The following is an 11,358-nucleotide window of genomic DNA, read 5'->3' on the forward strand; positions in this document are numbered from 1 at the left end:
CCCCGGCGAGCGGCACCTCGAGCGGGAGCTGGAGGTGCCGACCGGGGCGTCGGAAGCCGCCCGCCCCATCCGCGACGAGATCAGGGCGCCGGTAGGGGCCCTGATCGTCGAAATCGTCCCGCAGGACCGGCCCCCCTGAGCAGCGACGCACCGCGGTGGCCGGACTCGCACGATCGGACCGACCACACAGGCGGCGACCCAGCCCTCGCGACGCGCCGCACTCCCCCGGCCCCGGACGCCCGGAATGCGCGCTTCGTACTCACATGCGAATCTGAAAGTGGCCCCACGTCCGAGATCGGCTACAGGAGGCGTCATCGTGAGCAAGAAGCAGAGCCGACAGAATCGCGGTGCCCGCACAGGTGGCCACGAACGCAGCGCGCCCGCGGAGACCAAGGAACAGCCGCGGACGCATATTCCGGATGCACCTGGGCCGGTGCGCGCGATATCGGAGCAGGTCTCCCACCGGAAGCAGCGTAGGTTCGGGCACAACTGATCTTCGACGGCCGACCGTGACCAGAGCGCTGTGGTGGCACCCCGCGTGGGGGCCACCACAGAGTGCGTCTGCGCGTCGGCCTGAATCCGCACGGCCTCGGGCGCCATCTGCGGCGGCGCGCCGCAGGCGTGCCGCGGCCGGATGACGGAGTCGCGCGGTGTCGTGCGAGCAATCACCTGCCCTGTGCCATGAGCCACCCGCCGACGAGGACCGTGTGTCCCCTGTGCCCGGGTGCACGGTCGGCGCGAACGCTCCACAGCCGTCGGCATCGGCGCCGGGTTCAGGGTGCCTGGCGTGAGCGGGACCGGATCCGCCGCCCTGCCCGGCCACCGGGCCCGATGCCGTGCGCCCCTTCGGTGATTTCGCAGCACCTCCCGCGCGCCGAGTGCGGACTCCCCGTCCGGCGCGTTCGCCCGGCCGGTTGCGACCGCGAAGCGCATCGCAGTGAACAAACCGCCCGCTGCGGCGAGTTTCGATGTCGATACCGAGGCCGGCGGTGATCCGGCCGTCAGGATCCGTCGCGCCGCCGCCCGCGCCCCGAGCGCCGGCAGCGTCATCTCGGTCTCCGGGCAGCCCGCAACTGTGCGCCTTGTCGATGCCGCAGACGCCGGGGCCCGTCGCGGCCACGGTCGGAGCGACCGGTCCGCCGTCCGAACGGAGCAGTTTCCTGCGTACGCGGCGCAGCTCCGTCAGGCGGGGCGCCGAAATCCAGCTTGCCGGCGGCCGGCCGGCCGTTTCCGGACGCCGCTCGTAGTCCGGCGCCGGTGAGCGCCCGACGAGCCGACATCGGCGCGGCCGGGCGTGTTCATGACGTGTGTCCGCGTTTGAGCGGGCGTGATGATGTCCGCGTCCTGCGCCGACACGACGCTCAGCAGCGTCGCGGCACGGACGCCCTAGTGGCGCACCCCGCCGCCGGCCCTCCGTGGGTACTCCGGGATGCCCGCCGCGCGACAGCCCGGAGTGGGACTGACCGGGTGCCGCAGACCGGGCGTGCCGCGCGCTCCGGCCCGTCAGGCCAGGGCGAACGCCCCCTCCGCATCAGTCACTACGGCGCCCTCGGAGTCGGCCTGGGCATGTCCCCGTACTGTTGGGCGACTTGGCCGGGAGCGGCGCCCTCCGGCCGACGTCCTGTCGTAGCCCTGGGCAGACCGGACTCCTGGCCGCGCGGTACGAGGACGGCGAGTTGGTCCCTGCCGGACGGACGGGCCGGGCCCGTTCCTGTGTGTCGAGGCGCAGGGTCCCGCACACGTCTTCCGGGGCCTCGGGGGGCACCTTGATGTCGCGACCCCGCCTTCAGCGAGACGCGTGACTGTGCGGAAAGTTCATGACTCCTCGCGCCGCATGCGCGACGAGGCCCTCCCGGTCAACGCATTCCTTCTCCCGGCGCCCCATGGTGGACGGGCGGTTCAGCATGCCCGAACGAACGATCATTCGGGCATTTCAGACGAGTTCTGACGCAGCTATTACCGACGGGTATCAACAGCTGCTAGAAACGTCCTCGCTCACTCAACCCCCCACCCACCCCCCACACTTCGGAGGGCTGACAGGTATGTCAGTACGGAGATTCTGGGCGTCCGCGTCCACTCTGGTCCTCGCCGCCGTGGCCGCGCTGGGCATGGCCCAGCCGGCCTCGGCAACCTCCTCGGCCGCCGCCGGCGGGTATGTCGCCCTCGGCGACTCCTACTCGGCCGGCGTCGGTTCGGGAAGCTATCTCTCCGACTCCGGCGACTGCCGCCGGAGCACCAAGGCCTACCCCTACCTCTGGGCGGCGGCGAATTCGCCGGCCTCCTTCGCCTTCGTCGCATGCTCGGGTGCCACGACCGGCTCCGTCGCCGGCAGCCAGCTGAGTGTGCTGAGTTCGTCGACGACCCTGGTGAGCGTCACCGCGGGCGGAAACGACGTCGGTTTCGCCGACGTCATGCAGGACTGCGTCCTGTACAGCGAGTCCACCTGTGTGAGCAGCGTGAACACGGCTGTGTCGCAGATGCAGAACTCGCTTCCGTCCGGCCTTGGTTCGCTGTACAGCGCCATCCGTTCCCGTGCCCCGCAGGCCCATGTGGTGGTGCTGGGATATCCGCGGTTCTACCAGCTGAACGGGACGTGCGTCGCCGGGCTCACCGAGACCGAGCGCTCGGCCATCAACAATGCGTCCGACGTGCTGAACGGCGTCATCGCCAAACAGGCGGCCAATGCCGGATTCACGTTCTCCGGCGTGGTCGACGAGTTCACCGGGCATGAGCTGTGCTCCGGCGACGCCTGGCTCAACAGTGTGACGCTGCCGGTCTACAACTCGTACCACCCCAAGGCCGCGGGGCAGTCGGGCGGATATCTGCCCGCCTTCCGCTCGGTCGCGTAATACGCAACGGGTAACGCGTTCGCACGGTACGGAAAGGTGGCGGTCCGCCGGGAGGTCTCCGGTGGGCCGCCACACGTCTGCCGCCCCCTCAGGCGCGGCTCGCAGTGCCCGGCCGGGGCAGGGCGAGGGCCGTCACTGCGGCAAGTAGGGCGGTGGCGGCCGCGGCCCACCAGCCGTGCCGGAACGCGTCGAGTGCCGCGACCGGGGTCTCCGGGGTGGCGAGCAGAGTGACCATCAGGGCGACGCCGAGGACCGAACCGGTCTGGCGCGCCATCGTGGTGACGGCCGATCCGGTCGCGAACCGTGTCGGTGGCAGGGCCGCCGCAGCCGCACCGACGAGAGTGGGCAGGGCGAGACCGACGCCGATGCCAGTGATCAGCATGCCGGGCACGAACCCCGTCGCGTAGTGCGGGACCGTGTCGAGCGCGACCGCCCACCAGCCGAGACCGACAGCGAACAGCAGGCAGCCGAGCGCCGCCGTGCGGCCCGCGCCGAGGCGACGGACCACCGGGCCGGAGGTGACGGCGAGCGCCGGAACGACCAACGGGCCGGGTGCGATGGCCAGTCCGGTACGGATCGCCGAGTACCCCCACACCTGCTGGCACCAGAGCACCGAGGTCAGCAGCATCGCCGCGAACGCGACGGTGAAGAGAAGCGCGGCAAGGGTGGCGGCCGCGAAGGCCGGGGTGCGCAACATCGGCAGCTCGACGATCGGGGCGCTGTGCCGGGCGGAGCGCAGCCAGAACGCCCCGCCCAGCGCGACCGCGGCGACGAGCGAGCCGATCACCTCCGGCGAACCCCAGCCCCATGCATCGGCCTTGACCAGTCCGAGCGCGAGCGCACCGATGGCGAGCGTGAGCACGGCGGCGCCGACCAGGTCCGGGAAGCGGCCGTCGCGGTCCGGGCGGGCGTCGGGCAGCAGCCGGGCCCCGGCCACCAGTCCGACCGCACCGACCGGCACGTTGACGAGGAACACCCAGCGCCAGTCGGCCTCCACCAGCAGCCCACCGATGACGGGACCGAGACCGGCGGCGATCCCCCCGATCGCCGCCCAGCCGCGGATGGCCTGCGGTCGGCGCTCCGGCGGGGTGTTGACGAGCAGGAGCGCCAGCGATGTCGGCATCAGCGCGGCGGCTCCGGCGGCCTGCAGGGCGCGGGCGGCGACCAGCCAGCCGACGCCCGGGGCGACGGCACAGAGCGCGGAGGCGACGGTGAAGACCGCCAGCCCGAGGAGGAAGCCGCGCCGGTGCCCGTACCGGTCGGCCAGTCGGCCGGCGACGACGAGCAGGGCGGCGAAGACGATCGCGTACGCGTTGAGCACCCAGGACAGCGAGGCGAGGGAGCTGCCGTGGAAGGAGTCGCCGAGGGCGGGGACGGCGACGTTGACGATGAACAGGTCGAGGTTCACGACGAAGACACCGGCCGAAATGATCCAGGCGGTGACGCGGGAGCGCGCGGCCGAGCCCTTCGCCGCGGGCGGCGCGGGGTCAGCCGCATCCGTTAGCGAGTTTGATTCTCCAACTGTCATGGCCGCAAGGTAGCGCCAGTGAGTTTGAGATGGCAACCTTGTAGAGGTGAGTGCAATGAACGGTTCCGTGAGCCGGATCGACACAGGTGCCCTGCCCGGGCGGCCCTGTTCCGCCGCCGCCACGCTGCACGTGGTGGGCGAGAAGTGGGCCCTGCTCGCGGTGCGCGAGATCTTCTTCGGCAACCATCGGTTCGAGGCGATCGCCCGTAACACCGGGGCGCCGCGGGACCGCCTCGCGGCCCGGCTGCGCTCGCTGGAGCAGGCCGGGGTGGTCGAGCGACGCCCGTACAACGAGCGGCCGCCGCGCTACGAGTACCACCTGACCGAGGCGGGCCGGGACCTCGCTCCGGTGATCCGGGCCCTGCTGGACTGGGGCGACCGCTGGGTGCTCGACGAGCCGCCCGTCGTCATGGTCCATGAGCCGGGCAGCGTCCCCCAGCCGGGCAGTACGGATACCCGTGTCGAGGGCGGGCACGGGCACGACCTCGACGCCGCGTGGGTCTGCCGCACCTGCGGCGAGGAGGTCGTGATGAACACCCTCACCGTGGACGTCCGCGCCCCCGGCTGGGACCGGGCCGGCCCCACCCCCGTAGAGGCCGCCCCTGAAGCCGCGCCTCAGTAACGCTCGGCGAGGTGCTCCCGCCCTGCCGGAGGCTCGTACGGCTCCGGCCAGAAGTCCGTGATCTCCACGATCCGGCCCTGGTCGTCCCCCGTGAAGAAGTGGATGGCGTGCATCTCTTCCAGGCCTGCGGTGAACACCGTCCGTACGGCCACCTGTTCGCCTGTCCGGTCGGCCACGATCCGTTCAACGCGGACATGCCAGTCCCCCGGGTACTCCCGGTTGAATCGGAGATACCGCTCCTTGCCGCGGATGCGCTCGCGGGTCTGCGGCAGGTCGTAGAGCACCTCCTCGGCGAGCGTCGTCGCGAAGGTGTCCCAGTCACGTGTCTCGGCCGCGGTCCAGTACGTCTCCACCGTGGCGCGCAGATCGGCAGTCATGGTCCGAGTCTGAACCCCACCACTGACAACCGGCCTTCGCTCAACCCGTGGCCGGCCTCGACGCCTTGATCGAGTACATCAGTGGAATGCGGGGCCGGTCGGACGGGAAGCGATGGAACCCGTCGGCGTGCCGCTCCAGTGCCGCGAACCGCTGGAAGAGGGAGACGTCGTGCTCGTGCAGGAACTCGATCCGCAGTCCTGCGGCGGCCAGCGCAGACACCACGTCACCGACGGGGTGCTGCCACTCGACGCTCCGGTTGTGGACGGTCGGTGCGTCGAGGTCCGCGTACGTACCCGGTGTCTCGTCGACCCATGCGTCGCGGCTGAAGTAGTCGTACGTGATCGTCGAGCCGGTCGCGTCGTCGAGGCAGTCGGTCAGCGGATGGAACTCCGCGAGATAGAGGAATCCGCCGGGCGCGACGAGCGCGGCGGCGATCTCGGCCCAGCGGCGGGTGTCCGGCAGCCAGTTCAGCGCACCGATGCCGGTGTAGACGATGTCGTACGAGGAATCGGGGACGGCCTCCGCCGCGTCATGCACATCGGCGGCGACGAACGCCGCCCGGTCCGGGGTGAACCCGAGCTCCCGGGCCAGACCACGGGCGGCCTCGACGGCCGGCTCGGAGAAGTCGAGCCCGACGACGTGCGCGGCGCCGTGCCGGGCCCAGGAAAGAGTGTCGAGCCCGATGTGGCACTGCAGATGCAGCAGCGACTTTCCCGTGACGTCCCCGACCTCCGCGAGCTCGAACGCACGCAGCGCGTCCTTGCCCGCCCGGAAGGCGTCGAGGTCGTAGAAGTCGCTCGCCGTATGGATCGCCACGCGCTCATCCCAGCGCGCGCGGTTGGCCTCGCGCCAGTCGTCCGGAGTCGGGGAGTACATGTCGGGGAGGTTATCCACAGGCTGAGGACGATGCGAACGGATTTTTCGGGCCCGACGCAGAATGGGGGGCATGACTGAGATCACTGGCTCGACGACCGACTCCGCCCCGACGCGGGCGAACGGCTCCGTTCCGGCACAGACGACCGATTCCGTTCCGGTGTGGGAGCAGCGCTTCCGGGCGCCCCGGGTGTCGCTGCCCGACTGGGCGGAGGACGCGCCGGATCGTGCGCTGTTCGTCTCCAACGCGACGGGGACGTACGAGCTGTACGCATGGGACCGGGCGAGCGGGGATCAGCGACAGGTCACCGACCGGCCCAACGGGACGACGGACGGGGTGCTGACCCCGGACGGCGAGGCGATCTGGTGGTTCGACGACACCGACGGGGACGAGTTCGGAGTGTGGATGCGCCAGCCGTTCCACGGCGGTGGTGGTGAAGGAACGACGGACGTGCCGGCGGCTCCCGGTCTCGCCCCCTCCTACCCGGCGGGGCTCGCGATCGGACGGGACGGGACGGCGGTGATCGGCCGCTCCACCGACGAGGACGGGACGACGATCCATGTCGTACGGCCGGGGTCCGCGCCCGTCGAGATCTACCGGCACCGCGAGTCGGCGGGCGTCGGGGACCTGTCGCACGACGGGACGTTGATCGCCCTGGAGCACACCGAGCACGGCGACGCGATGCACTCGGCGCTCCGCGTGGTGCGGCCGGACGGGACGACGGTCGCCGAGCTCGACGACACCAAGGGCGGTACGGAGGAGCTGGGACTGACCGTGCTGGGCTTCGCGCCGGTGGCGGGAGACACCCGGCTGCTGATCGGGCATCAGCGGCGGGGACGCTGGGAGCCGATGATCTGGGACCCGGTGGCAGGGACGGAGACGGACCTCGCGATCGATCTGCCCGGTGACGTGGGCGCCGAGTGGTATCCGGACGGCTCCGCGCTGCTGATCGCGCACGGATTCGAGGCCCGCAGCGACCTGTGGCGGTTCGAGCCGGGCACAGATGCCGCTCCGGTCCGGGTGGAGACGCCGGCCGGATCGGTGTCGGGTGCCACGGCCCGGCCGGACGGCACGGTGGAGTATCTGTGGTCGTCGGCCGCGCAGCCGCCGGTCGTGCGGTCCACGACCGGCGCGGTGGTGCTCGATCCGCCGGGTGCGAAGGCTCCGGAGTCTGTTCCGGTGGAGGACGTGTGGGTGGACGGTCCGGGCGGCCGGATCCACGCACTCGTGCAGCGGCCCGCCAGTCCGGCGCAGGGACCGTTCCCGACCGTCTTCGAGATCCACGGCGGCCCCACCTGGCACGACAGTGACGAGTTCGCGTCCGGGCCCGCCGCCTGGGTGGACCACGGCTACGCAGTGGTCCGGGTCAACTACCGCGGCTCCACGGGCTACGGGCGGGCGTGGACGGACGCGCTCAAGCACCGGGTCGGCCTGATCGAGCTGGAGGACATCGCGGTGGTACGGCAGTGGGCGGTGGAGTCCGGGCTCGCGGACGCGGAGAAGCTGGTGCTGGCCGGGGGCTCGTGGGGCGGCTATCTGACCCTGCTCGGCCTGGGTACGCAGCCGGACGACTGGGCGCTGGGCCTGGCGGCGGTCCCGGTCGGCGACTACGTCACGGCGTACCACGACGAGATGGAGGCCCTGAAGGCGATGGACCGCACGCTGTTGGGCGGCACGCCGGAGGAGGTGCCCGAGCGGTTCGAGGCCTCGTCCCCGCTGACGTACGTCGACGCCGTGAAGGCACCGGTCTATATCTCGGCGGGAGTCAACGACCCGCGCTGCCCGATCCGCCAGGTCGAGAACTATGTGGACCGCCTGAAGGGCCGGGGCGCCCTGCACGAGGTGTACCGGTACGACGCGGGGCACGGCTCGCTCGTCGTCGAGGAGCGGATCAAGCAGGTGCGGCTGGAACTCGACTTCGCCCGACGGCACCTCGGGTAGTCGGCGGCCCGGCCCGCGCCGTGGCCGGCGACGGCGCGGGCCACGGCCACGCCCTGGTGGCGCCCGGGCCGGGCGGAGGCCCGCGCCACGCGCCGGCGCGGCGTCCCGCGCCGGCCTCCGCCCCGCCCGGCGGCATCCCGGGTGAACGGCGTCCTGGCCCGGGCGGATGGAGGTGCTTGCGGCACCCCGGTCCGGGATGCCGGATCGGGGACCGTACCGTGGAGGGGTGTATCGGTTCCTGCTGACCCCGCGATGGTGGGGGATCAACCTCTTCGCCGTTCTGGCCATCCCGTTCTGCGTCTTCATGGGCACCTGGCAGCTGGGGCGCTTCGAGGACCGCGTGCAGACACACGAACAGGCCCAGGAGCAGCCCGCCCCGGGCAGCAGGGCCGCCGAACCGCTCGACGATCTCCTGCCGGTCGACAAGGTGACGTCCGGGCGCCCCGCCACCGCGACCGGCCGGTACGCAGACCAGTTCCTGGTGCCCGGCCGGGAACTGGACGACAGGAGCGGCTTCTACGTCCTGAACATGCTGCGCACCGACGGCGGCAAGGCCCTTCCGGTGGTACGCGGCTGGCTGCCCGGCAAGGCCGGGCAGACCGCGGTTCCCGCCGCTCCGACCGGTGAAGTCACCGTGACCGGCGACCTCCAGGCGTCCGAGAACGCGGGGACTGCGGGCGTCGACCCGGCGGGCGGGCTCCCGGACGGCCAGCTCGGCATGATCAGCGCCGCATCGCTGGTCAACCTCGTCCCGTACGACGTGTACGACGCATGGGTGACGCTCCAGGACACCGACAGCGAGAGCACCGCCGCCAAGAACAGCGGGGCCACTGCCCTGCGCCCCGTACCCGCCGTCGCGCCGCAGGGCAGTGGACTCGACCTGAAGGCGTTCCAGAACCTCGGCTACACCGGCGAGTGGTTCGTCTTCGCCGCCTTCGTGCTCTTCATGTGGTTCCGGCTGGTCCGCCGCGAGGCGGAGGCCGCACGGGACGTGCGGCTCGGCCTCGCGGCCGAGAGGGACGCGGACAGCGCCTGAGGCGTGCTGACGTGAAGGGGGCCCGCCGGTTTCCACCGGCGGGCCCCCTTCACGTATGTGCCGTCGTTGCTACGCCGACGGGGCGATGACGCCCGTCCGGTAGATCGTGCCCGCGCAGGCATTGGGAATCCTCGCCGCCGCGACCGGCGCCCCGGGCTCCGGGGTGTGCGTCACTGCGACGCTGCCCTCCAGCGTTCCGCTGCCGTCCGCGCCACGGAGCTGCGGCTCCGTCTGCGACGTGCCGTCACTGGTGCCGCCGCTGGTACCCGCGGCACCGTCGGTCGGCGTCGGGGTCGGCGAGCTGCCGGCGGTCGGGCAGGTGTCCTTCGGTACCCAGGCGAACTGGACCTCGTACGTCATGGACGGCTTCAGCAGCACCGTGCCCGCCTCCTGCGACGGGTCGGGCAGTCCGGCCGCCGGGTCGCCCGCGGTGTGCTGGACGACAACGATCCTGGCCGGGTCGGCCGCGCCCGCCGTCTCGAAGCCCACGGTGCCGCTGCTGGTCACGGAGCAGTCCGTGCTGGAGGTGTTGGAGATACGGAACGTGCCGTACACCGTGCCGTCGGCACCGGCCGCGCCCGCCTGGGCGGAGGCGACGCCGAGCTGCCCCGGGTTGCAGACCGGCATCGAAGCCGCCGCGGTGTCGGCAGGGTCGGCACCTCCGCCCGTCGCACTGCCGTCAGTGCCCGTGCCGCCGCTGCCCGAGGGGCTGCTGGTGCTGTTGGGGTGGCCGTTGGATCCGCTGTTGTGTCCGTCGGTGCTGCCGCCGTGGCTCTTCTCGTCGGCCTCCGGACCGGAAACGCCGCCGTTGCCGCCCTGGGCCTGCTCGCCGTGTCCGGCGATGGCCGGGTTGGCGGTGTCCGAACTGGTGGAGCCGGCGACATGGACGAACGCGGGGACCGCGGTGCCGATGAGCAGCGCCGCGGCCGCCATGCCGACGATGCCCTGCCGCCGCCGGGCGCGCCGGGCGGGAACGGCACGCCGCAGGTGGTCGAGAGCGCCGTCGGTGGGTGTGAGGTTCTCGACGGCGCCGTGGAACATACGGCGCAGTGCGAGCTCGTCCAGTTCAGGGCCGGGGCCGCCGGCTGCGCCGGAACCGTCGTCGGAGTCCGCGCCGGCGAGCTCCGACAGACCTCCGAGCCGGGTCGTTTCGGCGGGGTCGTCGCCCCCGCCCTGCGCGCCTGCCGCGCCCGTCATGGATGCGGCAGTCTCCGTGGCGGCGTCCGCGTCCGACTGCGGGTTCCGAGGCCCGTCCGGCTGCGCGTTCGAGGTGTTCTCCGGCCCGTGGTTCACAATTCCGTTTCCAGTCCGGTCAATCCCACGCTCATGCGTGCGTCCCTGCCTGCGCTTGCGCCAGTTCATGCCTGGGCCTCCATCACGACGCGAAGCGCCGCGATACCGCGCGAGCCGTACGCCTTGACCGAACCCAGGGAGATGCCCAGCGTCTCGGCCACCTGGGCCTCGGTCATGTCCGCGAAGTAGCGCAGCACCAGTACCTCTCGCTGGCGCCGTTGCAGCCCCCGCATCGCTTTGATCAGCGCGTCCCGCTCCAGCTGGTCGTAGGCGCCCTCCTCGGCGCTCGCCATGTCGGGCATCGGCTTGGAGAGCAGCTTCAGCCCGAGGATGCGGCGGCGCAGTGCGGAGCGCGACAGGTTGACGACCGTCTGGCGCAGGTACGCGAGTGTCTTCTCCGGCTCGCGTACCCGGTTGCGCGCCGAGTGCACACGGATGAACGCCTCCTGCACCACGTCCTCACATGACGCGGTGTCGTCCAGCAGCAGGGCCGCGAGGCCGAGCAGCGAACGGTAGTGGGCGCGGTAGGTCTCGGTGAGGTGGTCAACGGTGGTTCCTGCGGCCACGCTGTGCTCAGCGCCCTCGCGCTGCGACGGGAGCTGAGCGGGGCGCGCAGCGGGCATGGGCGCAATCACCGGCATACCGCCGGGTGCGCGGGGCCTCCGGAGCGGACGCACTGAAGCGCCCCGCAACGGGCCCACCACTGTGATATCGAGAACCTCTGCCACGCCAGTTGGACACGTTTCCCCCCGTCAGGGTTGTACGCGTACGGCACCGCGTTTGGCGCTGTGCGATATGCCCTCATACGTACCTGCTCTTCCCCGAATGCCACGTTTT

The 11,358-nt window shown here is 71.7% G+C and carries 9 protein-coding genes; 4 read left to right on the forward strand and 5 right to left on the reverse strand.

Features of this window, described 5'->3' with window-relative positions; all coding sequences use genetic code 11:
• Nucleotides 1-2,042 precede the first annotated feature (2,042 nt).
• Nucleotides 2,043-2,849, forward strand: a complete 807-nt coding sequence (locus ACFU8W_RS04620; protein WP_384032250.1) for an SGNH/GDSL hydrolase family protein — start codon at nucleotides 2,043-2,045, stop codon at nucleotides 2,847-2,849.
• Between the two features lie 88 nt (nucleotides 2,850-2,937).
• Here the strand turns inward: ACFU8W_RS04620 and ACFU8W_RS04625 are convergent, their stop codons facing one another.
• A complete protein-coding gene (locus ACFU8W_RS04625) occupies nucleotides 2,938-4,377 on the reverse strand; it encodes an MFS transporter (protein ID WP_384032252.1) in 1,440 nt (479 codons plus the stop codon).
• A gap of 55 nt (nucleotides 4,378-4,432) precedes the next feature.
• On the opposite strand from ACFU8W_RS04625, the gene ACFU8W_RS04630 reads away from it, so the two are divergent.
• Nucleotides 4,433-4,999, forward strand: a complete 567-nt coding sequence (locus ACFU8W_RS04630; protein ID WP_384032254.1) for a winged helix-turn-helix transcriptional regulator — start codon at nucleotides 4,433-4,435, stop codon at nucleotides 4,997-4,999.
• On the opposite strand, the gene ACFU8W_RS04635 is transcribed toward ACFU8W_RS04630, so the two are convergent.
• Together ACFU8W_RS04635 and ACFU8W_RS04640 are read right to left on the reverse strand one after the other, a co-directional pair.
• Nucleotides 4,993-5,376 (reverse strand): nuclear transport factor 2 family protein, encoded by a 384-nt coding sequence (locus tag ACFU8W_RS04635; protein ID WP_384032256.1) that lies wholly within the window; start codon nucleotides 5,374-5,376, stop codon nucleotides 4,993-4,995. The two genes, ACFU8W_RS04630 and ACFU8W_RS04635, sit on opposite strands and share 7 nt — an antisense overlap.
• A 40-nt stretch (nucleotides 5,377-5,416) precedes the next feature.
• Nucleotides 5,417-6,253: a class I SAM-dependent methyltransferase gene (locus ACFU8W_RS04640; protein WP_384032258.1), complete on the reverse strand. Its 837-nt coding sequence runs from the start codon at nucleotides 6,251-6,253 to the stop codon at nucleotides 5,417-5,419.
• Nucleotides 6,254-6,323: 70 nt separating this feature from the next.
• Between ACFU8W_RS04640 and ACFU8W_RS04645 the strand changes: the two genes are divergently transcribed.
• Nucleotides 6,324-8,192, forward strand: a complete 1,869-nt coding sequence (locus tag ACFU8W_RS04645; RefSeq protein ID WP_384032261.1) for a S9 family peptidase — start codon at nucleotides 6,324-6,326, stop codon at nucleotides 8,190-8,192.
• Nucleotides 8,193-8,418: 226 nt separating this feature from the next.
• Complete coding sequence (locus tag ACFU8W_RS04650) at nucleotides 8,419-9,228, forward strand: SURF1 family protein (protein WP_384032263.1); 810 nt, start codon at nucleotides 8,419-8,421, stop codon at nucleotides 9,226-9,228.
• 69 nt (nucleotides 9,229-9,297) lie between these two features.
• Here ACFU8W_RS04650 and ACFU8W_RS04655 read toward each other — a convergent pair whose 3' ends face one another.
• The gene (locus ACFU8W_RS04655) at nucleotides 9,298-10,521 is read right to left on the reverse strand and encodes a hypothetical protein (RefSeq protein WP_384032265.1); all 1,224 of its coding nucleotides are present in this window, start codon (nucleotides 10,519-10,521) and stop codon (nucleotides 9,298-9,300) included.
• A gap of 65 nt (nucleotides 10,522-10,586) precedes the next feature.
• Nucleotides 10,587-11,162 (reverse strand): SigE family RNA polymerase sigma factor, encoded by a 576-nt coding sequence (locus ACFU8W_RS04660; RefSeq protein ID WP_266984182.1) that lies wholly within the window; start codon nucleotides 11,160-11,162, stop codon nucleotides 10,587-10,589.
• Nucleotides 11,163-11,358 lie beyond the last annotated feature (196 nt).

This window comes from Streptomyces sp. NPDC057565 (assembly GCF_042801455.1).
GTDB classification, from domain to species: Bacteria; Actinomycetota; Actinomycetes; order Streptomycetales; family Streptomycetaceae; genus Streptomyces; species Streptomyces yanii.

Coding starts and splice junctions, on each gene's coding strand:
- ACFU8W_RS04620 (WP_384032250.1), top strand. CDS start 2,043: ATGTCAGTACGGAGATTCTGGGCGTCCGCGTCCACTCTGGTCCTCGCC.
- ACFU8W_RS04625 (WP_384032252.1), bottom strand. CDS start 4,377: ATGACAGTTGGAGAATCAAACTCGCTAACGGATGCGGCTGACCCCGCG.
- ACFU8W_RS04630 (WP_384032254.1), top strand. CDS start 4,433: ATGAACGGTTCCGTGAGCCGGATCGACACAGGTGCCCTGCCCGGGCGG.
- ACFU8W_RS04635 (WP_384032256.1), bottom strand. CDS start 5,376: ATGACTGCCGATCTGCGCGCCACGGTGGAGACGTACTGGACCGCGGCC.
- ACFU8W_RS04640 (WP_384032258.1), bottom strand. CDS start 6,253: ATGTACTCCCCGACTCCGGACGACTGGCGCGAGGCCAACCGCGCGCGC.
- ACFU8W_RS04645 (WP_384032261.1), top strand. CDS start 6,324: ATGACTGAGATCACTGGCTCGACGACCGACTCCGCCCCGACGCGGGCG.
- ACFU8W_RS04660 (WP_266984182.1), bottom strand. CDS start 11,162: ATGCCGGTGATTGCGCCCATGCCCGCTGCGCGCCCCGCTCAGCTCCCG.